Below are 25033 nucleotides of genomic sequence, written 5' to 3' on the forward strand. Positions count from 1 at the left end.
CGTGCGGTGAAGATTCGATACCTCCACCACACACGGGGGCCTTCGCCATGATCAAGCCCGGGCAGTGTTAACAACGCTCGTGATCAATACACCTAGGGCGTGTCGTCGAGGTCGGTGAAAAGAAGCTCCCCGTTGATGAAGGCTCCGGCCCGGTAGCCGCCTGCCGCAGCGTTGATGACCTGTTCCGAGAATCCCATCGCGTTGCCGACCGCCCAGACGCCGGGCACCGAGGTCAGTCCCGTCGGGTCGACCGTCGGGTACGAGCCGAAGGGGGTCTCCTGCATTTCGGCGCCGAGCTTCTCCAGCAGGCCGGTCTGCGGCACTGCTCGCGGCGCGACGAACAGCACCTCGCGTGCGTGCTCCGTGCCGTCCGCCAGGCGTACACCCTTGAGCCGGTCGTCCTCGATCGCCAGCCCGGCCACCTCCCCGGGCACCACCTTCACCCCGGCCGCCGCGAGCCTGCGCAGGTCGTCGTCCGAGAGGTCCGACTCGGCCACCTCGTGCAGGAAGAAGGTCACGTCCTTCGACCACTGCGACACCATCAGCGCCTGGTGCACGCTCAGCACAGTCGTCGCGAGCACGCCGAACGCCTGGTCACGGACCTCCCAGCCGTGGCAGTACGGGCAGTGCAGCACATCCTTGCCGAAGCGTTCGGCGACGCCGGGGACGTTCGGCAGCTCGTCCTCGAGGCCGGTGGCGACGACCAGTCGCCGGGCGTGCACGTGCCGGCCGTCGGCCAGCGTGACCGTGAAGTCGTCCCCGCGCTCGACGTCCACCACCCGGTCCTGGACCAGCTCCACGCCGTAACGCGCGATCTCCTCGCGTCCGACGGCCAGGAACTCGGCGGGCGGCATGCCGTCCCGGGACAGATAGCCCTGCATGTGCGCGGCGGGCGCGTTGCGTGGTTCGCCCGCGTCGATCACCAGGGTGCGGCGCCGGGCGCGGCCCAGGACGAGGGCGGCGGACAGGCCCGCCGCGCCGCCTCCGACGACTACGACTTCGTACTGCTCGGTCATGGTGACCACCTCCACGTAGACGGTCGCCCTAACGGCGCGGCATTGACAAACATGTTTGCCGAAACTGCAATAGCGTCCATGAGTGACGACATGGACGGCGTTCTGGCGGAGGTCGGCCCACGGCTGCGGCGCATCCGGAAGGAGCGGGGTGCCACGCTCGCCGGGCTCTCCGAGGCGACCGGTATCTCGGTGAGCACGCTCTCGCGGCTGGAGTCGGGGCTGCGCAAGCCCAGCCTCGAGCTGCTGCTGCCGATCGCGCGGGCGCACGAGGTGGCACTGGACGAACTGGTGGCCGCACCCGCGGTGCGCGACCCCCGGGTGAAGGCGGAGCCGATCAGGCGGCACGGGCGCACGTACTGGCCGCTCACCCGGCAGCCCGGCGGGCTTCAGGCCTTCAAGGTCCTGGTGCCGCCGGAGGAGGTCGAGCCGGAGCCGCGGACCCATGAGGGCTACGAGTGGCTGTACGTGATGTCGGGGCGGCTGAGGATGGTCCTGGGCGATCACGACGTCGTGCTGACCGCGGGGGAGGCCGCCGAGTTCGACACCCGGGTCCCGCACTGGTTCGGGTCGACGGGGGAGGGGCCGGTGGAGTTCCTCAGTCTGTTCGGGCCGCAGGGGGAGCGGATGCATGTGCGGGCACGGCCCAAGCGGTCGTGACGCACGCGACTGTTCCTGAATGACGGTTCCCTGATGACAAGCGACCGCTTAGTATGCGTACCGACCCCGGTCAGACGAAGCAGTCCCCCCGTGGAGGCACCGCATGCAGGCATGGCAAGTGCACGAGAACGGCGAGCCGAGCGAGGTGATGCGGCTCGACGACGTCGAGACGCCCACGCCCGGTGACGGCCAGGTCCTGCTGAAGGTACGTGCCGCGAACATCAACTTCCCGGACGCGCTGCTGTGCCGGGGTCAGTACCAGGTCAGGCCGCCGCTGCCGTTCACGCCGGGCGTGGAGATCTGCGGCGAGACCGAGGACGGGCGCCGCGTCCTCGCCAACCCCGCCTTGCCGTACGGCGGCTTCGCCGAGTACGCCGTCGCGGACGCCGCCGCCGTCCTGCCCGCGCCCGACGCCCTGGACGACGCCGAGGCCGCCGCCCTGCACATCGGCTACCAGACCGGCTGGTTCGGCCTGCACCGCCGGGCCGGTCTGGAAGCCGGCGAGACCCTGCTCGTCCACGCTGCCGCCGGAGGGGTCGGCAGCGCGGCCGTGCAGCTCGGGAAGGCCGCCGGCGCCACCGTCATCGGTGTCGTCGGCGGCGCCGAGAAGGCGGCCGTAGCCCGGGACCTGGGCTGCGACGTCGTCATCGACCGGCGTGGCGAGGACGTCATCGGCGCCGTCAAGGAGGCCACCGGCGGCCGGGGCGCCGACGTCATCTACGACCCCGTCGGCGGCGAGGCCTACGCCCAGTCGGCCAAGGTCGTCGCCTTCGAGGGCCGGATCGTCGTCGTCGGCTTCGCCAGCGGCTCCATCCCCAGTCCGGCGCTCAACCACGCCCTGGTGAAGAACTACTCGATCCTCGGCCTGCACTGGGGCCTGTACAACACCAAGAACCCGAAGCTGATCCAGCACTGCCATGAACAGCTCACCGAGCTGGCCGCGCGGGGCGCCATCAAGCCGCTGGTCAGCGAGCGCGTCCCGCTGAGCGGTGCCGCGGCCGCCGTGCAGCGCGTCGCCGACGGCGTCACCACCGGGCGCGTCGCCGTGGTCCCGGGGCTCACCGAAGGAGGAGCGGCATGACCGACGCCGCCGAACTGCGCCGCCGCACCGCGGAGTTGCTGGCCGCCCACCCTCCGGCCACCACCGACCGACTGGACTTCCTGCGCGCCCGCTTCGACGCGGGTCTGGCATGGGTGCACTACCCGGAGGGCCTCGGCGGACTCGGTGCGCCCCGTTCCCTCCAGGCCGTGGTGGACGCCGAGCTGGAGGCCGCGGGCGCGCCCGACAACGACCCCCGGCGTATCGGGATCGGTCTCGGCATGGCCGCCCCGACGATCCTCCACTACGGCACCGAGGAGCAGAAGCGGCGCTATCTGCGGCCGCTGTGGACCGGCGAGGAGGTCTGGTGCCAGCTCTTCAGCGAGCCCGGCGCCGGATCCGACCTGGCCGTGCTGGGCACCCGTGCTGTACGGGAGGGCGACGACTGGGTCGTCAACGGGCAGAAGGTGTGGACGTCCAGCGCCCACGTCGCCCGCTGGGCCATCCTCATCGCCCGCACCGACCCGGACGTGCCCAAGCACGCGGGCATCACCTACTTCCTCTGCGACATGGCCGACCCGGGCGTCGAGGTCCGGCCGCTGCGGCAGATCACCGGTGAGGCCGAGTTCAACGAGGTCTTCCTCACCGACGTCCGCATCCCGGACTCCCGCCGCCTCGGCGAGATCGGCGACGGCTGGCGGGTCGCGCAGACCACGCTGAACAACGAACGCGTCGCCATCGGCGGCATGCGGCTGCCCCGCGAGGGCGGCATGATCGGCCCGATCTCCAAGACCTGGCGCGAGCGGCCCGAACTGCGCACCCACGATCTGCATCAGCGGCTGCTGAAGCTGTGGGTCGAGGCCGAGGTCGCCCGGCTCACCGGCGAGCGGCTGCGCCAGCAGCTCGTCGCCGGCCAGCCCGGCCCCGAGGGCGCCGGCATGAAGCTCGCGTTCGCCCGGCTCAACCAGGAGATCAGCGGCCTGGAGGTCGAACTGCGCGGCGAGGAGGGCCTGTTGTACGACGACTGGACCATGCGCCGCCCGGAGCTCGTGGACTTCACCGGCCGCGACGCCGGCTACCGCTATCTGCGCTCCAAGGGCAACAGCATCGAGGGCGGGACCAGCGAGGTCCTGCTGAACATCGTCGCCGAGCGCGTCCTGGGCCTGCCCGCAGAGCCGCGCACCGACAAGGACGTCGCCTGGAAGGACCTGGCCCGATGACCGACCTGCTGTACTCGGAGGAGGAGGAAGCGCTGCGGGCCGCCGTACGCGACCTGCTCTCCGACCACTGCGACGCGCCCGGCGTCATCGCCCGCACCGAGTCGGACACCCCGCACGACCTGGCGGCCTGGAAGGCCCTCGCCGACGGCATGGGCCTGGCCGGGCTGCTGATCCCGGAGGACAGGGGTGGCCAGGGCGCCACGCACCGCGAAGTCGCCGTCGTGCTGGAGGAGTTGGGGCGCGCTGTCGCTCCGGTGCCGTATCTGACCAGCGCCGTCGTGGCCACCGAGGCGCTGCTCGCCTGCGAGACCGACGGGGGCCTGCTCGCCGAGCTGGCGACCGGCCGGCGGATCGGCGCCCTCGCGGTCGCCCTGAGCGTCGGTCCCGGCGGCGCCTACAAGGCCGTACGTCACGAAGGCGGCTGTCTGCACGGGGAGTTGACCGGCGTCGCGGACGCGGCCGCCGCCGATGTGCTGCTTGTCCCCGCGGACGACGGCGGGCTGTACGCGGTGGACGCCGACGCGGTGACCGTCACCCCGCAGGCGTCGCTCGACCTCACCCGGCCCGTGGCGACGGTCACCCTGGACGGTGCGCCCGGCCGGCTGCTGGGCGACGCCGAACCCGCCGTACGCCGCGCCCTGCGCGCCGGAGCCGGACTGCTCGCCTCCGAGCAACTCGGGCTCGCGGACTGGACGTTGACCGAGACGGTTCGCTATCTGAAGGACCGCAAGCAGTTCAACCGTCCCGTCGGCGGATTCCAGGCCCTCAAGCACCGGCTCGCCCAGCTGTGGCTGGAGGTCGTCAACCTGCGCGCGGCCGCGCGTAACGCCGCCGACGCGCTGGCGACCGGCGAGGACGCCGACGTGGCGGTGGCCGTCGCGCAGTCCTACGCGGCGTCCGTCGCCGTGCACGCCGCCGAGGAGGCCGTGCAGCTGCACGGCGGTATCGGGATGACCTGGGAGCACCCTGCCCATCTCTACCTGAAGCGGGCCAAAGCCGACTCCCTCGCCTACGGCACGGCGGGCGCCCACCGTGCGGCGCTGGCCGAACTCGTCGACCTCCAGGCTCCCTGACGTACACCTGAGCGAAGCACACGGAAAGCCCGCCCCACCTGGGGCGGGCTTTTCGGTGTGCGCGCCTCGGCCGAAGTGAACACACGACGGCAGTCCGGCCAACTCACCGCACAGCTCTGCTGTTCGGGCACTTCGGAATCGCATACTCACAGCGGTTCCCTCCGGCCCTATCAGGGAGGCAGAGCATGGCCCTCACCACCCGTCGCAGAGCCCTCACCACCCTCGGCGCCGCCCTCGCGGGCACGGTCGTCCTGCCCGTCGGCCAAGCGCCGGCGGGTGAACGGGGGCACGGCCCGCGCCCGTTGTGGCGGGCACACGCCCACAACGACTACGAGCACCCGCGTCCCCTCCTCGACGCCCTCGACCACCGCTTCGGCAGCCTCGAAGCCGACATCTACCTCGTCGGCGACCAGCTCCTCGTCGCCCACGCCCCCGAGGACCTCGACCCCACCCGCACGCTGGAGTCCCTCTACCTCGACCCGCTGGCCGCCCGCGTGAGGGCCAACCACGGCTCCGTCTACCGGGGACACCGCAGGCCGGTCCAGTTGCTCATCGACATCAAGACCGAGGGTGCGTCGACGTACCTCGAACTCGACCGGCATCTGAAGCGCTACAAGCACCTGTTCACGACGTACGCCCACGGCCGGGTGTTCCCGGGCGCGGTCACCGCCGTGATCTCCGGCGACCGTGCGGCCCGCACGCCGATGGAGGCCCAGAGTGTTCGCCGGGCCTTCTACGACGGTCGCCTCGCCGACCTCGGCAGCTCCGCCCCGACCTCCTTCGTCCCGCTGATCAGCGACAACTGGATGCTCAACTTCACCTGGCTCGGCGTCGGCGCCTTCCCGGACGCCGAGCGGCGCAAGCTGCGCGGCATCGTCCAGGCGGCGCACTCCCGAGGGCAGAAGGTGCGCTTCTGGGCCACCCCGGACGTGGCCGGGCCCGCCCGCGACGCCCTCTGGGGCGAACTGGTGGCCGCCGACGTCGACTTCCTCAACACCGACGACCTCGCCGGCCTGGAGGCCTTCCTGGACCCCCGCCGGACGGCCTAGGCTCTGGCGGCAGGACACCACACGTTCGGAGTACAGCTCAGCCGCCCGGACGAACCCCCCGCTACGCCACACTTACGGCCGAACGCCGTGAACCGGGCAAGGCGGCGTGGCGGAGGAGGTTGACGATGGCCATTTCCATCTCTGTGGTGCTGCTGCTGTTCATCCTTGCGGTGATCTTCGTGCGCAACGGCGGACTGAAGGTCACCCATGCGCTGGTGTGCCTGCTGCTCGGCTTCTACCTGGCCAGCACGAGCATGGCGCCCACCATCAACAGCGGCCTGACGGCCACGGCGGACATCGTCAGCAGCCTCAGACCGTGAGACTCAGCCGGTGGAGAAGACCCCGATGCCGTTGGGGACAGGGCGTTCCACGCCGTCGGACGGGTGGTTCCGCACGGAGACCGCCGCCGCTCCCGGTGCTCGGGCGACCAGCGTCGACGAACCGCCGCCGTCCAGGCTGAAGGCGTCGACCGAACCCAACTCCCGCATGACCGAGGCCACTTCCGCGATGGTCAGACCCGTGCGGTACTCGGGTGCGCCGTCCAGCGCGAGCAGCAGCAGACGCCGGCCGCCGTCCGCGATACCCACGGCCGTGCGCACGGCCGAGGCCCTGTCGTCCAGGCCGGGCAACGGCTGTCCGTCGTCGAGGACCGGATAGCCACCCAGCGCGAAACGGAACGGGACGCGTGACTTCGCCGCCACCAGCCGGTGCCGTACCGTCACCCTCCCCCAGCCTCCGGCCGGGGGGACCCCCATCTCGCTTCGCTCGCCCGCGAAGAACTTCCGCAGGTGCTGCGCGCCCGCCTCGCGGCCCACGAGGACGGTCGTGCCCGCGGCGATCGGGCCGCGTCCGGGAGTGTCCGCGGCCGACACGACCCGGCCGTGGCGGACCGTCACCTCGTAGGTGTCGGTGCTGCACGGGGCCGCCCGGTCGGTGTCCGTGCCGCAGGTGGCGCGGACCCGGGAGGCATCGCCCCACTGGGCGGTGAACGCCCCGATGGAACCCACCGGCAGCGCGTACTGGTTGAGCCCGCGCAGCGGTAGCGAGCCCTCCGAGGTGCGGATCGAGCCGGCGAGGCCGAGGCCGTCCATCCGGGCCCGCCGGTCGACGCCCACGCCGAACACGTCCTCGGTGCTCGTGCCGGGCGGCAGAGCGGGTCCGAACCGCTGGCCGTTCGGCACCGCCGCCTTCAGCGCCCGGCCTCGCGCGACGGCCGGTCCCACGCTCGCGCCGGTCGCCTGGACGCCCGGGTGCTGGGTCTCGCTGATGTTGAAGAAGTCACCGTTCACGCCCGCGACGGCGCCCTGCGCAATGGCCTGCCGCGAGACGGTGGCCCGTGCCGCCACCGCGCCCGGGTGCAGCAGATCGAGGCGCACGCGCGGATCGCGCAGGTCGACGGTGAGGACGTGGGCGTGCGTCGTGCCCTTCGCCGCCGGGATGTCGAACTCGTCGTAGGTGACACCGGGCGCGATCGGGGTGCCCTGCGCGGCGCCGGCCGGTGCCGCCCCGACCAGGGCCGCACTGGCCAGCGCGCCGAGTGCCGTGAGCAGCGTGAGGGCCGCTCTGGCGACCCCGAACCGTTTCTGACGACGCGTCACGACTGGCTCCCCCTGATGTCTCGTCAAATGTCCCAGGACTCAGGGGAAGTGCACCAGACGGCGATGACCTGCGGGGTTGCTAGGCGCCGACGACGCGAGAACGGGTGAGGAAACGTACCCCCTCGGGTGCCTCCAACGAGAAGCCGCTGCCCCGGCCCTCGACCACGTCGACGATCAGCCGGGTGTGGCTCCACGCCTCGTACTGACTGCGCGACATCCAGAACGACACCGGCTCCGCCACCCCCTCGACCTGGAGTTCCGCCAGCAGCACGTCAGAGCCGCCGGTGCGGAACTCGCCCTCCGGGTAGCACATCGGCGCGCTGCCGTCGCAGCAGCCGCCGGACTGGTGGAACATCAGCGGTCCGTGCGTCGCGCGCAGACGGCGCAGCAGGTCGGCGGCCGCGGGGGTGAGTTCGACGCGCGGGGTCTCTTCATACATGACAGCAAGGGCAGCACGGGCGACGTTGCGAGAGGGTTGCACCCGCTCGCTCTGATTACTCCGCTCCGTTGCTGGGCGCCGACCGCTGCGGCCGACGTCGGGGCGGGCGCGCAGGTCGGCGTAGCCGCGGACGGGTCCTCGACGAGTTCGGGGGTGAGGTGCAGGGCGTCGGTCATGGTGGCGGCCTTTCCGCTGGTGGGAGACGCCTCGCAGCGTGCGGGGAGCCGGCTTCCGCTCGGTTTCACCGCGGTTTCAACGGCGCCGACGAGGCGCTCCCACCGATGGTCAGCCGCCCGGAACGACCGCTGGGCAACTGCTTCCGTCCTCGGGAACCGTCAGGGCTGTGAGGTAGCCGTCCACCGCTGCGCGCGTGCACTCACTGCGCCCGTAGACGCTGTGCCCCGCGCCCTCGTACGTCAGCAGCACGGTCGTCCCGCGGGTCTGCCGGTGCACGTTGGTCGCCCACGCGTAGTTGTTCGCCGGGTCGTGGCGGGAGTGCAGCATGAGGATCTCGGGGGCCTCGGTGATGCGCAGGCGGTGCTGCGGGTTGTTCACCTCGTCCGGCCAGCCGACGCATCCCGCCATCGCGGCGTGGACGCGCGGTGAGCCACGCATGTGCGGCGCCGCCCGCAGTTCGGCCGCGGTCAGACGGGCGTACTCCCGGTAGTCCTTGGGCCGGATGCGCCAGTCCTGGCAGAACACCGCCGCGAAGGGTTCGGTCCGCGTCTGCTGCCCGGTGTCCTTGACCGCGGTCGCCCCCGGTGTGCCCGGCTGTGGTTCGGCACGGGGACTCCGCCCCGTCTGCGCTTCGAGTCCGGCCAGGTAGTCGGCGAGTTCGTCATGGTCCGGGCCGTAGAACTTGTACCGGAAGGCGAACAGGCTGATGTCGTTCGCGGAGAGCGTCTGACCGGGGTTCTCCGGATCCTGGATCCCGCCCCGGTCGGCCCGGTCGAGCAGACCGTCCCAGACGGCGGCGACGTCCCGGCCGTGCAAGGCACAGGACGGCGTGCGCTCGCACCACTTCACGAACTCGTGGAAGGAGTCCTCGGCGGCGGCCGCGGAGGAGACCATGAAGTCCCGGGTGCCCAGGCTGTGGTCGATGTTCGCGGTGAGGGCCATGGCGCGGATCCGGTCGCCGTACAGTTCCGCGTACTGCTCGCCGATCAGCGTGCCGTAGGAGTGGCCGAAGTAGTTGAGCTTCTCCTCGCCCAGTGACCTGCGCAGGGCCTCCATGTCCCTGACGACGCCGAGGGTGTCGGCGTGGTCGAAGATCGGGCCGCTGTGCCGTCGGCAGTCCTCGCGCAACTCCCGGTTGTAGGCGGCCAGCCGGTCGAACTCCGCCTGGTCGCGGGGGTAGGGGGACGGCGCTCGGCCGAGCAGTTCCGTCGAGCACTTCACCGGTTGGCTGCCTCCGACACCGCGCGGATCGAAGCCGACGATGTCGAACTTGGCCTGGAGGTCCTTGCTGAACTGGGCGGGCGCGCGAGTGAGGGCGAAGTCCACCCCCGAGTCGCCCGGCCCGCCCGGATTGACGAGGAGCGCGCCGACCCGTCGGCCCGGGTCGGTCGCCTTGCGCCGCGCCACCGCCATGTCGAACTTCTCGCCCGCCGGGTGTGCCCAGTCGACGGGCAGCCTGAGGGTGCCGCACTCGGCCGTGGGATGGTCGGGGCACGGTTTCCAGTCGATCCTGGAGACAGGCGTCGCCGAGGGGCCGGCGGGTAAGCGGTCGGGCGTGCCGGCGTCCGCCACGCCCGGGCCGGCCACCAGTGCGCCGACCGCCATCACTCCGGCGGTGAGCGCCCCGGTGAGCCCCTTTGTCATCGGTTGCACAGAGTTCCTCCTGGTACTCCTGATACTTCGCGGACCACGGAACACAGGAGTGGCCACTCCTCGACGAGCTTCACAGCGAGCCGAGGGTGGCCACAACCGTTCAGGACCGGAATCAGGGACAGGACCAGGGAACGTCCGGAGCAGGGCTGAGGGTTACCCCTCACGGCCTCCAGGGATGTCACCGATCTTGACGACGCCCGTCGTCCTCGCGCCGGAGAGGTTGTCGTAGACGACGTCACCGGTGGACTTCTTCCAGATCTTGATACGGAAGGTGTCCGGGCCGTCCGTCGCCGTGATCCGGAAGCCGTAGCCGCCGCTGCCGTTGACTGTGCCGGAGCCCTGGTAGACCGCACGGGGGCCGGTGATTACCAGCCAGTCGGAGCCGGTGGAGCGGAACTTCAGCTCGGCCGGGCCGAAGTCGAAGGTGGCCTTGCCCGTGGGGACGGCGGCGCTCCAGCCGTACGCGACGGCGAAGGAGAAGGCCGCCTTGCCGGTGACAGTCGGCTTGGCCGGACAGGCACCGGCCGTGGAGCTGATCACGCCGACGCCGAGCGCGGGGCCCGCGCCGCGGTCGTAGACGATCAGTTCCGGGAGCGTGTTGCGGTCCGAGGCGCCGTCGTCGTCGGTGACCGTGATCACCGGACGGTGGATGCCGGCCTGGGTGTAGACGTGCTCGGCGCGGCACACGCCGCCGGTGACCGTGCCGTCGGCAGGGTCGGTGCCGTCTTTCCAGTCGACCGTGCAGGTGTGGGAGTCCCGGGTGCCCGCGTCGCCGAAGTCGGCGGTGAGCGTGGCGCGCTGACGGGCCGACACGGCGGTCTTCGGGCCGGTGGCCGAGGTGATCGCCGGTGCCGCGTTGGTGACGTCGACGGTGGCCGTGTCGCTACTGCGACCGCCGGTCAGGGTGACCTCGTACGTGCCGTCGTCGGTGCAGGTGATCGTGGTCCGGGCGGCTTCGGGGTCGGTGACCGTGCAGGGTGCGCCGGCCTCGGCCGTCCACTTCGGGCTGCCCGCACCGGAGACGGTGCCCTTCAGCGGGATCGCGTCGCCTTCCTTCCCGCTGCCGTCCGCACCGGCGTGCACGACGGTCACCGGGTCGATGCCGGTGAGCGTGGGCACGACCTTCTTGATCAGGCCCTCGGCGTCGAACTCCAGCTTGTCGACGGTCGTTTCGCGATGGGTGCCGTCGCCGCCCGGGATGGCGAACCGGTGGTAGGCGATGTACCAGTCGTCGGTGTTCGGGACATGGACGACCGAGTGGTGGCCGGGACCCTTGATGCCGAGGGAGAGGTCCTTCTCCAGGATCACACCGTGCTTGGTCCAGGGGCCGGTGGGGGAGGGGCCGGTGGCGTAGGCGACGCGGTAGTTCTCGTCCCGGGTGTCGTTCTCCGACCACATGAAGTAGTAGGTGCCCTTGCGCTTGATGACGAAGGTGCCCTCGTTGTAGCCGCTCGGGGTGATGTCCTCGACCTTCGAGGTGTCGACGGAGGTCATGCCGGCGTTCAGGGGCGCCACGTACGCGCGCCCGTTGCCCCAGTAGAGATACGACTGTCCGTCGTCGTCCGTGAACACGGCCGGATCGATCATCTGGCCGCTGTACTGGCCTGCCTTGAGCAGCGGCTTGCCCAGAGCGTCCTTGAACGGCCCCGTCGGCGAGTCGGACACCGCGACACCGATGTTGGCGTCGGCGCAGAAGTAGAAGTAGTACTTCCCGTCCTTCTCGGTGATCGCCGGAGCCCACGCCCTGCTGTCCGCCCAGGAGACGTCCGGACCGAGGTCGAGGATGACGCCGTGGTCCTTCCAGTGGACCAGGTCGGTGGACGAGTACGCCTTGAACTGCGTGCCGCTCCAGCCCTCGAAGCCGTCGGTGGTCGGGTAGAGGTAGAAGGTGTCGCCGAACCGCACGATGTTCGGGTCGGCGTTGAGACCCGACAGGACCGGGCTCTTCATGACGAGCGCCGAGACCGTCCAGGTGCGCTTCCTGCCGTCGGAGCCGGTCACCTCGTACGTCACAGGCTTGCTGAAGTCCTGCACGCTGCCGGAAGCCGGGCTGATCGCGGCGCCGTGGGCGAGGGTGAACTCCGGGGCGAGGGCGGTGAGATCGGCGCCCTCCTTCATCGGCAGCGTGATCGTGCTGCCGGCGTTGTCGATGAGCGCGTCGACCTTCAGCGCCGGGTGCGTCGCCTTCGCGATGCCCGCGGTGTTGCCGCTGAGCTCCATGACCTCGGCGGCCGTCAGGGCCCGGTCGTAGATGCGGAAGTCGTCGACCTCGCCGCCGAAGTACGGGTCGGCCGCGTACATCGACCTGCCGATGTAGCCGGAGTAGTCCTTGTTCGCGTCGTACAGCTCGGACGGCTTGATGGTGGTCGTCGTGCGGGCCGCCTCGATGCCGTCCACGTAGAGGACCATCCTGCCGGTCGAGCCGTCGAGGGTGACGGTGACGTGCCGCCACTCGCCGGGCGTGAGCCGTGAACCGGCCGTCAGCTTCGACTCCGCCGACCAACTCGCCTTGGTGATGGCCGAGTAGAGGCTGGAGCCGCCGTTGGAGGGGGTCGCGAACAGGTACTTGTCGCTGTCGGGGCCGAGCCCGAACAGCCACTGGAAGTTGTCGCCGCCCTTCCACTTGGCGTACGTCGAGACGGTGACGCTGTCGGCGTTCTTCAGCACGCCGTTCGGGATCTTCACATACGGCGAATCGGAGGCGCCGGACATCTTGAACGAGCCGCCCTCGACACCGGTGCCGAAGTCGGGCGTACGGACGTAGGTGCCGTGGTGGCCGTGCCCGCCGGCGTCACGGGCGATGTTGCCGCCGGTCTCGTCGAAGTCGTACTGGAGGAGCAGGTCGGCCGGGACGTCCGGGCCTTCCTGCGAGACGGTGACCTCGGCCCGGACCGGTATCGCGGCGCCGTCGGGCAGGCTGCCGGTCACGGTGAAGGCGCCGGCCTGCGCGTACTTCGACGCGGGGACGTCCTCCCAGGTCACGGAGACGGGACGCCTGACACCGTCGGCGTACTCGGCGATGACGGTGGCCGGGAGGACCGGCGCCTCACCGATCCGCGTCTTCACCGTCACGTCCTCGACGCCCGCCACCAACCGGTCCGGCTGGTAGGCGCGCAGCAACCGGTCGTACTCGGCCTGCGTCACGGGGAGCACCGTTCCGTGGCGGGGCTTGGCCGGGAGGTCGTAGCCGGTGGACGGGGTCCAGGTGCCGGAGGCGAGGTCGGTCGTCTCGAAGGGGATGTAGCCGCGGCCGCCGAACTCGTCCAGGAACGCGTACCACTTGTCCTCGGTGTTCGACTTGAACACCAGCGGCCCCTCGGCGGCGTTCATCGCGCCCTTGCCGATGCCTTCGGCGACGGCGTCCCAGGACAGGTCCAGCAGGGAGTCGCTCTTCTCCTCGAAGACGAACTTGCTGTTGGGGGTGGAGGAGGTGTTGTTCCGCTCGTCCTTGGAGAGGCGGAAGTACGTCCCGTCGTGCTGGATCACCGTGGAGTCGATGACGGAGTAGCCGCGGTCGATCCAGACCTCGGGCTCGCTGAAGGTGTGGAAGTCGCGGGTGGTCGCGTACATCATGCGGTTGTACGTGTCGCCGGAGTGCGCCTCGTTGTCGTACAGCTTCGACGCCCAGAAGACCACGTACTCACCGCGCCGGGCGTCGTAGAACGCCTCCGGTGCCCAGGTGTTGCCCGCGCTGTCCGGGGAGACCTTGACGAGGCGCTGGTTCGTCCAGTGGACGAGGTCGGTGGACTCCCAGACCATGATGGACTTGCTGCCGGTGCGCTGGGAGGCGTCCCAGTCGCCGTTGCCGTAGATCCTGAGGTCGGTGGCGATCTGGTAGAACTTGTCGCCCTCGGGGGAGCGGATGATGAACGGGTCGCGCAGGCCCTTCTCGCCGAGCGTGGAGGTGAGGACCGGCTTTCCGTCGTTCAGCTCCCGCCACTTCAGCGGGTCGTTGCCCTTGCTGAGGGCGGCGTAGAGCTGCTCGCCGTCCGCCGTGCCCTCGCCGGTGAAGTAGCTGAACATGTAGCCCTTGAGGGCCTCCTGCTCGGGCAGTTCCGGGACCTTCGCGGTGAAGACGCGGGACGCCTTCGCCTCGCCCTTGGTGACGGTGGCGGTCAGGTCGACCGTCGTGGCGCCGTCGCCGTGCGCGGGGCGGTGGGCGATGCCGTCGGCGGATACGACGTCCGGCTTCGCGGAGGACCAGGTGACGGCGGTGCCGTAGGTGCCGGTCGTCGGGAGGGTCAGGTTGCCCCGTACGTCGTCGAGGTTGTGGACCGTGAGGGCCTCGGCGGCCTGCTCCGCGGCGGTCCGGTCGTCGAAGTCGGGGAGCACCGTGACCTCGAAGGTCCTGGTGTCGGTGACGGTGCCCTTGCTCAGGGTGGCCGTGAGCGTGGCGTGGGCGTCGGGCTGACCGGCGGCCGGGCGGGTCACCTTGCCGGATTCGGACACGACGCCCGGGTTGTCGCTGGCCCAGCTGATCGAGGAGCCGCCCGCCGTTCCGGTCTTCGGCAGGTCGAGGTCGGCCGTGACGGCGCTGGTGTCACCAAGGCTCAGCGCGGCCTTGTCGTCGGCGACGCCCCGGGTGGCGACGGGGAGGGCGAGTTGCTCGACCTCGGAGCCGTCGAGCGCGCGGTCGTAGACCCGGAAGTCGCGGATGCGGCCCTTGAAGAGCTTGTCGCCCGAGTAGACGGACCTGCCCAGGTAGTTGGCGGTGGTGGTGCCGGAGCCGATCGAGCCCGGGGTGATGCTGACGGCCGTGTTGCGGCCGACCTCGACGCCGTCCTCGTACAGCACGCCCGTGGTGCCGGTCTGGGTGTAGGTGAGGTGCTTCCAGACGGCGCGGGTGAGGTTGTGGGAGTCGACGGGCTTGGTGGTCTGCTCGGTCGACCAGTTGCCGCTCGCGACGGACGTCCGCAGGGAGTTGCCGGTGGTGAAGAGGTAGCCGTTGCCGTTGCCGCCGCTGGAGTTGCCGAAGCCGTAGAGGAAGTACGGCGTGCTCTGCGCGGAGTCGATCCGCACGTCCAGCGAGACGCTGATCGCGTCCATGCCCTTCATGACATCGTTCGGCACCTTGACGTAGGTGTCGGAGCCGTTGAAGGCGAGCCCCTCGCCGGTGCTCGACCAGTCCGCGGTGCCGTTCACCGTGGCGTCCCGGCCGTGGCCGGAGGCGTCGGTCACCGTGTTGCCGGAGGCGCCGTCGAGCTTGTACCAGAGGGCGAGACCATCGGTGACCGCTGCCGCTTCGGCCGTGTCGGCGGCCTGTGCGGGAAGGACGGGGGCGGCGAGCCCCAGCAGCAGCGACGCGGCGGTCAGCCCGGCGAGTCGGCCCGCCCGGCGTCTCACGCGGTCACGGGCGCGTGCGATGTACGGCATATGGATTATCCCTGCTGAGGCATGGCGGGGCCTCGGCCATGGGCACCCTGCCGTTTCGGCTGTGTGACGTCGTGTTGCGAGAGTGTCAGCCGGGGTGTGGCACAGCGTCAAGGGTTTTCGAACGATGTCCGATGCGTCGAACGATGCATTCCCAGGCACGCGCGGGACCCGTCGCCGGGGGAGTGGGCGTCAGCGGTCGCGCCTGGAGCGGCGCGCCTCGGTCAGTACGGGAATCAGGGGCAGCAGGGAGAGCACGACGACGACGGCGACCAGCGGCAGCAGGAAGGCGTCGGCGTCGGGGACGGTGGTGCCGAGGGCGTATCCGGCCATGACCAGGCTCGTCGACCAGAGCAGGCCGCCGACGATCTGCCAGACGGTGAAGGTCCGCGTGGGCACGCCGAGCGCACCGGCCGCCGGGTGCAGAACGGTCCGCACCATCGGGATGAAACGGCCGATCACCAGGGCCTTCCCGTAGCCGTAGCGGGCCAGGAGCTGCTCCGCCCGTGCCGCCGCCTCCCGGACGCGGCGTCTGGAGGTGCGGGCCAGCAGGGCCCGCCCGCCGTGCCGTCCGAGCAGGAAGCCGACCTGGGCCCCGACCACGGCCCCGACCGCCGCGCACAGCAGCACCTGCCACAGCATCAGCCGTGGCGCCTGGTCGGCGCCGGCCGCGCACAGCACGCCCGCCGGGAAGAGCAGGGTGTCGCCGGGCAGGAAGAAGCCGACGACGAGCAGACCCGACTCCGCGAAGATCACCACGAGGACCCCGAGGGCACCGAAGGTCGCCAGCACCGAGTCGCTGTCCATCGGGTTGACGGCGATCACCGCCCTCACCTCCCGACCGTCCTCGTCGGCCGCCCTCCCCTCAAGCATCGCCCGCGTGTGGCGGTGTCGCCTGTCCCCGGAGGAGCTCCTGGCCCAGGCGGGTCGCTGCCCCCGAGGCCGGCGGGCGCGACCCGGGTCAGGCCCGGCCATGTGCCTCCTGCGAGCGGCGGGACAGCGCGTCGATGACCACGGCGGCGAAGAGCACCCCGCCCGTGATCATGAACTGGACGGCGGCGGGCGTGTCCGTGATCGCCATGCCGGAGGCGATCGACTGGATGACGAGCATGCCGAGCACCGCCGACCAGGTGGAGCCGCGCCCGCCGAACAGGCTGGTGCCGCCGATGACGGCCGCCGCGATGGCGTTGAGGAGCAGCACGCCCGAGCCCGAACTCTGGCTCACCGAGGTGATGCGCGAGGCCAGGAACAGCCCGCCGACGGCCGCCATCGTGCCCGACACCGCGAGCACCGCGGTCTGCACCCGCGTCACATGGAGGCTGGCGCGACGGGCCGCCTCGATCCCGCCGCCGAGGGCGTAGACCTGCCGTCCGTAGTGCGTGCGGCGCAGGATGATGTCGAGACCGGCGACCACCACCAGGAAGATCAGCAGGGCGAGCGGCAGGCCCTGGAAGCGGTTGAGGAGATAGGCGGTGACGAACGCGATCACCGCGAGCCCTCCTGTGCGCACCACGATGACCTGGAGCGAGCGGTGCGGCATGCCGGCGGCCGTCCGGCGCCGCCGGTCCTGGTAGGACACCAGGAAGACGAGGCCCACGGAGAGCGCCGCCAGACCGTAGGCGACGGCGTCGTGGGTGAAGTAGTAGCTGGTCAGGTCGGCGACGAGGCCGGTCTCGTCGAGATTGATCGTGCCGCTGCTGCCCAGGATGTAGAGCATGAGGCCGTTCCAGGTGAGCAGCCCCGCGAGGGTGACGACGAACGCCGGCACCCGGGTTCTGGCGAAGGAATACCCCTGCACGGAGCCCGCCGCTGTGCCGGCCAGCACCGCGACGATGAGTGCGAGCCATTCCGGCACGCCGTTGTTCACGTTCAGTACGGCGAAGACGGCCGCCGCCAGTCCGCTGATCGAACCGACCGACAGGTCGAGCTCGCCGAGCAGCAGTACGAAGACGATGCCGACCGCGATCAGACCGGTGCCCACGATGTCCACGCTGAGGTTGGACAGGTTCCGGGGCGAGAGGAAGTTCTCGTTGAGGGACTGGAAGGTGATCCAGACGATGGCGAGGACGAGGACGACGGGGAGGGAGCCCAGCTCGCCGGCCCGCAGCTTGCGCCGGGAGAAGGCGACCCCGCTCTCCATGGCACGGGCGCAGCTCTCCAGGGCACGGGCGACGGTCTGCCCGCGATCCGCCGGTCGGGCCTCGGCGGTGGGTGCGGCGGCGTCGGCCTGCGGGTCGTCCGCCCTGTCGCGCGTCCCTTTCACCATCCCGCCTCCTGATGGGCCGGCCGGCGGGGCGTGTTCTCCGTCGCCCCGGTGATGGAGGAGATGATCTGTTCCTGGGAGGCGGTGTTCACGTCGAAGAAGCCGTTGTTGCGCCCGAGCCGCAGCACGGCGGCCCGGTCCGCGAGCGCCTTGACGTCGCCCATGTTGTGGCTGATGAGCAGCACGCCCAGGCCGCGGTCGCGCAGCTGGTCGACGAGGTCCATCACCTCGGTGGTCTGCTGGAGCCCCAGCGCCGCGGTCGGTTCGTCCAGCAGGAGCAGCCGCGGGTCGCCGAGGAGCGAGCGGGCGATGGCGACCGTCTGCCGCTGACCGCTGGAGAGCGACACGACCGGGGCGCGCAGCTCCGGGACGCCCCTGGTCAGCTGTTGCAGCAGCTGGAAGGTGCGGCGCTCCATCTCCATCTCGTCGAGGAACCCGAACCTGCGGATCTCCCGCCCGAGGAACAGGTTGCCCACGACATCGAGGTTCCCGCACAGCGCGAGGTCCTGGAAGACGGTGGCGATGCCGAGATCCCGGGCGTCGTTGGGCCGCCTGATGTGGACCGTACGACCCTCCCACTCGATGACGCCCTTGTCCGCGGGGGCGACCCCGGAGATCACCTTGATCAGCGTGGACTTGCCGGCCCCGTTGTCGCCGAGCAGGGCGACGACCTGGCCGGCGTGGATCTCCAGCTCGATGTCCACGAGGACCTCGACGGCGCCGTAACGCTTGCACACACCGTGCAGGGCCAGCAGCGGGGGAGCGGACACGGAGACGGTCTCCTTCCCGTGGATCCGGACGCGGTCGCACCCGGAGGGCAGGACAGGTCAGGTGAGCCCGGCCGAGGCGCACGCGGCTCCGAGTGGGGGGGTGCAGATCTGCCGGATCGTGTACACCCCGTCCTTGACCAGGGTGTCCTTGATGTTGTCGACGGTCACGGACACCGGGGTGAGCATCACGGCCGGAACCCGCCCCCCACCGCGTGTCGTCACCTGGTCCTGGCCGACCCGGTCGAGGCTCTCACCGCGGGCCGCGGCCACGGCCATGGCGGCGCCGGCCGCGGCCTCGGGTTCGAACGGCTTGTATACGGTCATGTACTGGTCGCCGCCGACGATGCGCCGCACCGCCGCGAGTTCGGCGTCCTGCCCCGTGATCGGGGGCACCGGGTCCACCTTGTTCGCCTTGAGGGCGGAGATGCTGCCGGCGGCGAGGCCGTCGTTGGCGGCGTAGACCCCCTGGATGTTGTCGACGCCGAGCGCGGAGATGGCGCCCGACATGTTCAGGTGCGCGGCCTCGGTCCGCCACTGGAGCGTGTCGTACGCCTTGCCGATCTTCACCTTCCCCATGAGCACGTCCAGTGCGCCCTTTCGGAACAGCAACGCGTTGGGGTCGCTGGGATCGCCGTTCATCATGACGATCTGGGCGCCCGGCACCTCGTCGCCCATGGCCTTCAGCAGCGCTCTGCCCTGGAGCCTGCCGACCTCCTCGCCGTCGAAGGAGACGTACCCCGATATCGGGCCCTCGGCGAGGCGGTCGTAGGCGACGACCGGGACGTCGGCCTCCACCGCCTTGCGGACGGAGGCGGCGAGCGACGTGCTGTCCACCGCCACGAGCAGGATCGCGTCGACGCCCTTGGTGATCATCGAGTTCATCTGCGCCTGCTGCATGGCCACATCGCCCTTGGCGTTGGCCTGCTCGATCGTGCAGTCACGGCACCGTTCCTTGATCTCCTTGTCGAGCAGAGGCTTGTCCCGGGTCTCCCAGCGCGCCGTGGTGACGTCCGGCAGCAGCACCCCGATCATCGGTGCGTTCCCCTCGGCGGAGTCGCTCCCCCCGTCCGCCCCGCAGGCCCCGAGGGCCACGGCCGTCGAAACCGCGGTCAGGGCGAGAACCGCGCTCCGGATGCGGGCCTTCATGCGGGAGACCTCCCTTGTCCTTCGCCCGGCGTGGCGAGGAGGCGCTCATGGTGTCGAGGACGCGTGTGCGGGTACGGGGCCACCCCAGGCGTAAGGGCCGGGTCCTTGGACGTGGCAGGACGACCACGTGGTCAGTCTGACACCGGCCGCGGTGATCTGCGAACGCAGCGAAAGCGCCCCGAGGGGACGGGAACCGGCGGCGAACCAGCGGGGCGCCGACGGGAAACCAGCAGGCTGATATGTCCGGATCATCCAGATATGCGATTCTGGTGTGTGGAAGCGACCGGGGCGGCGGGAGGTGGTGCCCCGATCCCCTAAGGCACCTCCGGCACGGACGGGAGGTAGGCGCGGACATGCCGCACGACGGCCGTGCCCGGACCGGAGTTTCGGCGCCGGGGGCATGGGAGGTCGGCACCGCGGGCACCGGTTCACCGCCTACGGAGCCGGAACCTGTCACGAGTGACCGTGCCCTCACCTTCGCCGGAGCCGCGCTGGCCGCGGTCTACGCGCCCACCGCCGGGGACGAGGAACTTCAGCTGGTCGAAACGGTCGGCGCCGCCCCCGAGTACCGGCTGCCGGAACGGCTGTCCGTGTCGGGCGGCTCGGCCGCCACCCACGCCTTCCGCACCGACCGCCCGCTGTGGCTGAACGCCGCGGCCCTCGCCTCCTACCCCGTGGGCGCCCCGACGCCGCCGCGCGCCAGGTCGGCCTCGCTCGGCGCGCTGCCCCTGGAGCGGGAGGGCACCCGGCTGGGCTGCCTCGTCGTCGTGGGCGCCTCCGCGGACGGCTTCGACGCCGGGCAACAGCGCTTCCTGGAGCGGTACGCCGACGCGGTCGCGGGCCTGCTGCTGGCCGAGTCCGGCCGGCCCGCGCAGCCGTCCCTGCTCGGCCGGGCCCTGCGCGGTCTGCGCGTCGGCACCTTCGTCCTGGTGCCGGACACCGGCCTGATCGAGGCCGACAGCACCCTGCTCGAACTGGTCGGCACCACGCCCGACGGCTTCGACGGCAAGGCCGACACCCTGCTCGCGCACGCCCTCCCGGAGGACATGCCCGCGCTGATGTCCGTCCTGGAGGCGTCCGCCCAGGCGCCGGGCCGACGGGAGCTGGAGTTCCGGGTCCGCTGCCCCACCGGGGAAATGCGTTGGCTGAGCCTGATCTGCCGGATGGTGGCGCACATCGACGATCGGCCCGAGCAGGTGCTGGGCGTGGTGACGGCCACCTCGGTCAAGAGCCGCAGCGCCGACGACGTCGCCCGGATCCAGTGGCTGACCGCCGTGCTCGACGACGCCGCGACGGTCCGGGACGTCGGCCGTGTGGCGGTCGCCGCGCTGCGCGAGCCGCTGGGCGCCGACCGGGTGGCGCTCGCCGACGTCCGGGACGACCGGCTCGTGGTCACCCTGCTCGATCCGCCCCAGCCCGACGCCTGGCCGGACCTGTGGCGCGCCCAGTGGCGTTCCGAGTGGCCCGACGCGCCGGTCAGTGCCCTGCCCACCCTCCAACTGGCCCTGCGGGACGGCCGTATGGACCTCTGGCCCGCCGGCACGGCCCTCGAACCGGGACTCGCCGGCATCGGCGCCGGAGGCCTCGCCGTCCTGCCGCTCCCGGCGAAGGGCCGGGTCGCCGGAGTGTGCCTGGTCGGCTGGGACCAGCCGCACGAGTTCATCCCCGAGGAGCGGTCCCTGCTGACCGCCACCGCGGCCCTGATCGGCCAGGCCCTCAAGCGGGCGCACGCCTACGACGCCGAGCAGGAACTCGCGACGATGCTCCAGCGCAGCCTGCTGCCCCGGCGGCTGCCCGAACTCCCCGGCGGCACTGCGGTCGCCCGCTACCTGCCCGCCAGACGCGGCCTTCAGGTGGGCGGCGACTGGTACGACGTCATCGCCCTGTCCGAGGACCGGGTCGCACTGGTCATCGGCGATGTGCAGGGACACAGCGCCGGAGCCGCGACGATCATGGGCCAGATGCGTACGGCGGTCCGGGCGTACGCGGTCGAGGGCCACCCGCCCGACGTGGTCGTCTCCCACGCCAACCGCCTCCTCGTCGGCATGGAGACCGACCTGTTCGCCACCTGCTGCTATGTCGAACTCGACATGGAGGAGGGCAACACCCTGGTCGTCCGCGCCGGACACCTCTCCCCGCTGCTGCGTCACCCCGACGGCCGTACCGAGGAGGTGGAGGTCGAGGGCGGGCCGCCGCTGGGGGTCCTCGCGGAGGCGGAGTTCCCCATGACCGCGGTCGCCCTGACCCCCGGCACCGTGCTCGCCCTGGTCACCGACGGTCTGGTCGAGGCCGCCGATCTGCCCCTGGACGTGGGCATGGAGCGGACCCGCACCGCGCTCGCCGCGGCCGACCCCGCGGATCCGGCCCGGATGGCGGACGCGCTGCTCGGCGACATCGGCCGACGCGAGGACGACGTGGCGCTGCTGCTGCTGCGCTACGACGGCATGAAGACCCGGCCGATCCGGGCCGGCTGGGTGGTGTGGCGGCTGCCCGACGCCGTCATGCACGCCCGGCGCTTCACCGCGCGCACCCTGCGCCGGTGGAACGTCGAGGACACGGCCGACGCCGTGCTGCTCGTCGTGTCCGAACTGGTCACCAACGCCCTGATGCACACCCAGGGGTCCGTCCGCCTCGACCTGATGCTCCGCGGCGACCGGGTCCGGGTCTGCGTGAGCGACTCCTCGCCGCGCGCCCCCGCCAAGCCCGTGATCGTGGACTGGGAGTCGACCGGCGGCCGGGGTCTGCTCCTGGTCGAGGCGGTGTCGGACTCCTTCGGTTCGGTGCCGGTGGCAGGCGGAAAGCAGGTGTGGAGCGAGGTCACCGTGCCACGGGACGAGCCCGCCCCCGCCGACTCGAGGCTCTGAACGGAACGAGGCGAGCTGCGATGAGGACCCGTACGCTGCACGTGATCGCGGCGCTCGTCGCGGGACTCATGACGGCTTCCCTGACCGCCTGCGGCGAGGACGACGGAGCGGGCACCGACGGCTTCACGGTCGGCCTGCTGCTCCCCAACCGGGTCACTCCGCGCTGGGAGCACTCCGACAAGCCACTGATCCAGCAGCGGCTCAGGGAGCTGTGCCCCGACTGCACGATGGTGTACGCCAACGCCGAGAACGACGCGGCGCGGCAGCGGCAGCAGATCGCCTCGATGATCACCAAGGGTGCGAAGGTCCTCATCCTCGCCCCGGCCGACAGCAAGGCGGTGCGCTCCTCGATCCAGGAGGCGCGGCAGTCGGGCGTCCCGGTCATCGCGTACGACCGCCTCGCCGAAGGCCCGATCTCGGGCTTCGTCAGCTTCGACGGCGCGCGGGTCGGCAGGCTTCAGGGCGAGGCACTGCTGAAGGCCATGGAGGAGAGGGGCAGGGGCAGAACCGTCGTGATGATGAACGGCGATCCCAGCAGCGCCAACGCGGCGTGGTTCCGCAAGGGCGCGATGTCCGTCATCTCGGGCAAGGCGAAGATCACCCGGTCGTACGAGACCGCGGGCTGGAGCCCGGAGAACGCGCACGCCAACATGACCGCCGCGATCTCCGCCCTCGGCGCGGACCGCATCGACGGCGTCGTGGCGGCCAACGACGCCCTCGCCGCCGGCGTCATCTCCGCGTTCAAGAAGGCCGGAGTCAAGGACCTCCCTCCCATCACCGGCCAGGACGCCGACCTGGAGGCCGTGCGGCGCATCGTCGAGGGCGAGCAGTACATGACGGTCTACAAACCGTTCGAGAAGGAAGCCGCGGCGGCCGCCGCCATGGCCGTCGCCGTGGGGCGCGGCGAGGGGGCCCGTGAGGTCTCCACCACGACGACCGACAGCCCGACCACCAAGGACATCCCGTCCATCCTGCTCACCCCGAACCTGGTGACGGCCGACAACCTGAGGCAGGCCCTCGTCAACGGCGGCCTCTACACCGTCGACCAGATCTGCACCCCGCAGCTCCGCTCCGCCTGCGACGCCATCGGCCTCACGAGGTGAGGACGACTGGTCGGCAGGGCGGCCCGGGAGCAGCATGGAAGAGGAGCGACCCAGGGAGGTCAGCCATGAAGACCGGAGCCTCGGACTACGACCGCTGGCTGTATTCGCACACCCCCTCCCAGGCCGAGGGCGAACGTGACGAACCCGCGGAGCGCACCGCCGTGGAGCGGCACCCGGACGTCCCCAGGACCGAACCCTCCCAGGCCGAGGGGGAACGGGGGGACGATCTCAGTACCCCGTGATACTTTGAACGTGTTCAGAAAATCAAGGGGGTACTGGTCATGCATGATCCGGTCGTCGCTGCCCAGCAGGACTCACCCGCCGCAGCCCTGGGACCCACCGCTCTCGCCTTCGGCGTCATCGCCGCCCTGACCTCGTTCGTCTTCTTCCCGTTCGCTCTGATCGCCGGCGGCCTGGCCGTCACCCTCGGCGCGGCGGGCATGCACCAAGCACGCCAGGGAGTCGGCCGGATGTGGCCCGCCACGCTCGGCACGATGCTCGGAACCGTCGGGCTGCTCGGCATCGCCGCCCTCCTCGGCGCCTGGTCCGCCTAGTTCGACGTCCTCTGGGATCAGGCACCGCCGAGGCGGCGGTCAGCGCGGACCTGAGGAGCCGTTCGTGGAGCGGTGCGCCCACTCCGGAGTCCAGACCTCTCCTTCCGGAGGGTCGTGGTGGACGGAGGCGAGGTACTCACGGACCGCGGTCAGCGCCGGGTGCGGATTGTCGGCATGCCAGAGGATCGAGTGCGGGTAGACCGGCGTCGGATCGCGCAGCGGGATCAGCCGCATGTCGTAGCCGGCGGGCCAGACGAGGGGTGTCTGGGCGCCGAGGAAGGTCGCCAGGGTCGAGGAAGCGGCGATCGTGTCGATGAGGGCCTCGACCCCGAAGTTGGGGCCGGTCGCCTCGATGGTCAGCCCGAAGTCGGCGGCGAGCGCGTCGTAGTACGCGGTCCACTCCGCGCCCGGGACGTTGCCCGGCATCCAGATCCGGTGGCCGGCCAACTGGGCGGGGGAGACCGAGGCGGCGCGGGCGAACGGGTGGGCGGAGCCGGTGAACAGGTGGATCGGCTCGTCGTGGACCGGGGTGAACTCGATGCCGTCCGGGATCCGCTGCCCCGGCATGGTGACCGCCCGGAACGTGGCGTCGATGACGCCGTCCCGGACGGCCGCGACGGCCTCCTCCGCGCCGGGCAGCGTCACGATGTCGAGGGCGATCTCGGGGTGGGCGCGATGGAAGTCGCGCAGGTGCCCGGCCAGCGAGACCCGTCGGCCGACCACGTCGATGCGCAGGGCACGGCTCCCGGGACGCACCGAGGCCCGCGCCCGCTCCTCGGCCTGGAGCAGGGCCCGCGCATGGGACAGGAACGCCTGCCCGTCGATGGTGAGCTCGGCCCCGCGCGGTGTGCGGGTCAGCAGCCGTACGCCGATGTCCCGCTCCAGGGTGGCGACGCGCTTGGAGACGGCCTGCTGGGTGAGGGCCAGGTCGACGGCGGCCTTCTGGAACTGCCCGGCGTCGGCGACGGCGACGAAGGTGCGTACGGCGTTGAAATCCACGCCGCCACCGTATCCGTACAACGGGGTGTTGTTCCTCGCTGGC

General features: G+C 71.1%; 20 protein-coding genes. 10 read left to right on the top strand and 10 right to left on the bottom strand.

The features are described 5' to 3' along the window. Nucleotides 1–92: 92 nt before the first annotated feature. Nucleotides 93–1016 carry an NAD(P)/FAD-dependent oxidoreductase gene (locus tag KUM44_RS35070; RefSeq protein ID WP_217213803.1) on the bottom strand — a complete coding sequence of 308 codons (924 nt, stop codon included), beginning with the start codon at nucleotides 1014–1016 and terminating at the stop codon, nucleotides 93–95. A 78-nt stretch (nucleotides 1017–1094) separates the two neighbouring features. Here KUM44_RS35070 and KUM44_RS35075 point away from each other — a divergent pair, with 78 nt between their 5' ends. From KUM44_RS35075 to KUM44_RS35100, 6 genes are all read left to right on the top strand, one after another. Beyond that, nucleotides 1095–1673, top strand: a complete 579-nt coding sequence (locus tag KUM44_RS35075; protein WP_217213804.1) for a helix-turn-helix domain-containing protein — start codon at nucleotides 1095–1097, stop codon at nucleotides 1671–1673. 103 nt (nucleotides 1674–1776) lie between these two features. Then, on the top strand, nucleotides 1777–2754 hold the full coding sequence (locus KUM44_RS35080) for an NADPH:quinone oxidoreductase family protein (RefSeq protein WP_217213805.1): 978 nt from the start codon (nucleotides 1777–1779) through the stop codon (nucleotides 2752–2754). Beyond that, nucleotides 2751–3932, top strand: coding sequence for an acyl-CoA dehydrogenase family protein (locus KUM44_RS35085; RefSeq protein WP_217213806.1), 1182 nt, complete (start codon nucleotides 2751–2753; stop codon nucleotides 3930–3932). Before KUM44_RS35080 ends, KUM44_RS35085 begins: the two co-directional genes overlap by 4 nt. Further along, entirely contained in the window at nucleotides 3929–5005 is a 1077-nt protein-coding gene (locus KUM44_RS35090; protein WP_217213807.1) for an acyl-CoA dehydrogenase family protein, read from the top strand. Before KUM44_RS35085 ends, KUM44_RS35090 begins: the two co-directional genes overlap by 4 nt. 185 nt (nucleotides 5006–5190) lie before the next feature. Further along, nucleotides 5191–6054, top strand: coding sequence for a phosphatidylinositol-specific phospholipase C/glycerophosphodiester phosphodiesterase family protein (locus tag KUM44_RS35095; RefSeq protein ID WP_217213808.1), 864 nt, complete (start codon nucleotides 5191–5193; stop codon nucleotides 6052–6054). 125 nt (nucleotides 6055–6179) lie between these two features. Then, nucleotides 6180–6374 (top strand): hypothetical protein, encoded by a 195-nt coding sequence (locus tag KUM44_RS35100; protein WP_217213809.1) that lies wholly within the window; start codon nucleotides 6180–6182, stop codon nucleotides 6372–6374. Between the two features lie 3 nt (nucleotides 6375–6377). On the opposite strand, the gene KUM44_RS35105 is transcribed toward KUM44_RS35100, so the two are convergent. From KUM44_RS35105 to KUM44_RS35140, 8 genes are all read right to left on the bottom strand, one after another. Beyond that, complete coding sequence (locus tag KUM44_RS35105; protein WP_217213810.1) at nucleotides 6378–7652, bottom strand: phosphodiester glycosidase family protein; 1275 nt, start codon at nucleotides 7650–7652, stop codon at nucleotides 6378–6380. A 79-nt stretch (nucleotides 7653–7731) separates the two neighbouring features. Further along, nucleotides 7732–8091: a DUF779 domain-containing protein gene (locus KUM44_RS35110; RefSeq protein ID WP_217213811.1), complete on the bottom strand. Its 360-nt coding sequence runs from the start codon at nucleotides 8089–8091 to the stop codon at nucleotides 7732–7734. Between the two features lie 285 nt (nucleotides 8092–8376). After that, on the bottom strand, nucleotides 8377–9912 hold the full coding sequence (locus KUM44_RS35115) for an alpha/beta fold hydrolase (RefSeq protein WP_254390594.1): 1536 nt from the start codon (nucleotides 9910–9912) through the stop codon (nucleotides 8377–8379). Between the two features lie 162 nt (nucleotides 9913–10074). Beyond that, complete coding sequence (locus KUM44_RS35120) at nucleotides 10075–15294, bottom strand: family 43 glycosylhydrolase (RefSeq protein ID WP_217213812.1); 5220 nt, start codon at nucleotides 15292–15294, stop codon at nucleotides 10075–10077. A gap of 189 nt (nucleotides 15295–15483) precedes the next feature. After that, complete coding sequence (locus tag KUM44_RS35125; protein WP_217213930.1) at nucleotides 15484–16116, bottom strand: DedA family protein; 633 nt, start codon at nucleotides 16114–16116, stop codon at nucleotides 15484–15486. Nucleotides 16117–16252: 136 nt separating this feature from the next. Beyond that, nucleotides 16253–17557 carry a sugar ABC transporter permease gene (locus KUM44_RS35130; RefSeq protein WP_217213813.1) on the bottom strand — a complete coding sequence of 435 codons (1305 nt, stop codon included), beginning with the start codon at nucleotides 17555–17557 and terminating at the stop codon, nucleotides 16253–16255. Continuing rightward, on the bottom strand, nucleotides 17551–18324 hold the full coding sequence (locus KUM44_RS35135) for an ATP-binding cassette domain-containing protein (RefSeq protein WP_217213814.1): 774 nt from the start codon (nucleotides 18322–18324) through the stop codon (nucleotides 17551–17553). Before KUM44_RS35135 ends, KUM44_RS35130 begins: the two co-directional genes overlap by 7 nt. A gap of 57 nt (nucleotides 18325–18381) precedes the next feature. Then, on the bottom strand, nucleotides 18382–19470 hold the full coding sequence (locus KUM44_RS35140) for a substrate-binding domain-containing protein (protein ID WP_217213815.1): 1089 nt from the start codon (nucleotides 19468–19470) through the stop codon (nucleotides 18382–18384). 353 nt (nucleotides 19471–19823) lie between these two features. Between KUM44_RS35140 and KUM44_RS35145 the strand changes: the two genes are divergently transcribed. The 4 genes from KUM44_RS35145 (at nucleotide 19824) to KUM44_RS35160 (ending at nucleotide 23991) form a co-directional block, all read left to right on the top strand. Then, complete coding sequence (locus tag KUM44_RS35145) at nucleotides 19824–22334, top strand: SpoIIE family protein phosphatase (protein ID WP_217213816.1); 2511 nt, start codon at nucleotides 19824–19826, stop codon at nucleotides 22332–22334. Nucleotides 22335–22354: 20 nt separating this feature from the next. After that, a complete protein-coding gene (locus KUM44_RS35150) occupies nucleotides 22355–23437 on the top strand; it encodes a sugar ABC transporter substrate-binding protein (protein WP_217213817.1) in 1083 nt (360 codons plus the stop codon). Nucleotides 23438–23502: 65 nt separating this feature from the next. Then, a complete protein-coding gene (locus KUM44_RS35155) occupies nucleotides 23503–23679 on the top strand; it encodes a hypothetical protein (RefSeq protein ID WP_217213818.1) in 177 nt (58 codons plus the stop codon). Between the two features lie 39 nt (nucleotides 23680–23718). After that, the gene (locus KUM44_RS35160) at nucleotides 23719–23991 is read left to right on the top strand and encodes a hypothetical protein (RefSeq protein WP_217213819.1); all 273 of its coding nucleotides are present in this window, start codon (nucleotides 23719–23721) and stop codon (nucleotides 23989–23991) included. Nucleotides 23992–24030: 39 nt separating this feature from the next. Here the strand turns inward: KUM44_RS35160 and KUM44_RS35165 are convergent, their stop codons facing one another. Next, complete coding sequence (locus KUM44_RS35165; RefSeq protein WP_217213820.1) at nucleotides 24031–24990, bottom strand: LysR family transcriptional regulator; 960 nt, start codon at nucleotides 24988–24990, stop codon at nucleotides 24031–24033. Nucleotides 24991–25033: the final 43 nt, after the last annotated feature.

The sequence above is a fragment of the Streptomyces sp. AC550_RSS872 genome (assembly GCF_019049285.1).
Taxonomy (GTDB): Bacteria; Actinomycetota; Actinomycetes; order Streptomycetales; family Streptomycetaceae; genus Streptomyces.

Excerpts from the sequence above, each read along its gene's own strand:
- KUM44_RS35100 (WP_217213809.1), top strand. The coding sequence starts at position 6,180 with ATGGCCATTTCCATCTCTGTGGTGCTGCTGCTGTTCATCCTTGCGGTG.
- KUM44_RS35095 (WP_217213808.1), top strand. The coding sequence starts at position 5,191 with ATGGCCCTCACCACCCGTCGCAGAGCCCTCACCACCCTCGGCGCCGCC.
- KUM44_RS35120 (WP_217213812.1), bottom strand. The coding sequence starts at position 15,294 with ATGCCGTACATCGCACGCGCCCGTGACCGCGTGAGACGCCGGGCGGGC.
- KUM44_RS35115 (WP_254390594.1), bottom strand. The coding sequence starts at position 9,912 with ATGACAAAGGGGCTCACCGGGGCGCTCACCGCCGGAGTGATGGCGGTC.
- KUM44_RS35070 (WP_217213803.1), bottom strand. The coding sequence starts at position 1,016 with ATGACCGAGCAGTACGAAGTCGTAGTCGTCGGAGGCGGCGCGGCGGGC.
- KUM44_RS35145 (WP_217213816.1), top strand. The coding sequence starts at position 19,824 with ATGCCGCACGACGGCCGTGCCCGGACCGGAGTTTCGGCGCCGGGGGCA.
- KUM44_RS35160 (WP_217213819.1), top strand. The coding sequence starts at position 23,719 with ATGCATGATCCGGTCGTCGCTGCCCAGCAGGACTCACCCGCCGCAGCC.
- KUM44_RS35130 (WP_217213813.1), bottom strand. The coding sequence starts at position 17,557 with ATGGTGAAAGGGACGCGCGACAGGGCGGACGACCCGCAGGCCGACGCC.
- KUM44_RS35140 (WP_217213815.1), bottom strand. The coding sequence starts at position 19,470 with ATGAAGGCCCGCATCCGGAGCGCGGTTCTCGCCCTGACCGCGGTTTCG.
- KUM44_RS35085 (WP_217213806.1), top strand. The coding sequence starts at position 2,751 with ATGACCGACGCCGCCGAACTGCGCCGCCGCACCGCGGAGTTGCTGGCC.
- KUM44_RS35080 (WP_217213805.1), top strand. The coding sequence starts at position 1,777 with ATGCAGGCATGGCAAGTGCACGAGAACGGCGAGCCGAGCGAGGTGATG.
- KUM44_RS35090 (WP_217213807.1), top strand. The coding sequence starts at position 3,929 with ATGACCGACCTGCTGTACTCGGAGGAGGAGGAAGCGCTGCGGGCCGCC.
- KUM44_RS35110 (WP_217213811.1), bottom strand. The coding sequence starts at position 8,091 with ATGTATGAAGAGACCCCGCGCGTCGAACTCACCCCCGCGGCCGCCGAC.
- KUM44_RS35075 (WP_217213804.1), top strand. The coding sequence starts at position 1,095 with ATGAGTGACGACATGGACGGCGTTCTGGCGGAGGTCGGCCCACGGCTG.
- KUM44_RS35150 (WP_217213817.1), top strand. The coding sequence starts at position 22,355 with ATGAGGACCCGTACGCTGCACGTGATCGCGGCGCTCGTCGCGGGACTC.
- KUM44_RS35155 (WP_217213818.1), top strand. The coding sequence starts at position 23,503 with ATGAAGACCGGAGCCTCGGACTACGACCGCTGGCTGTATTCGCACACC.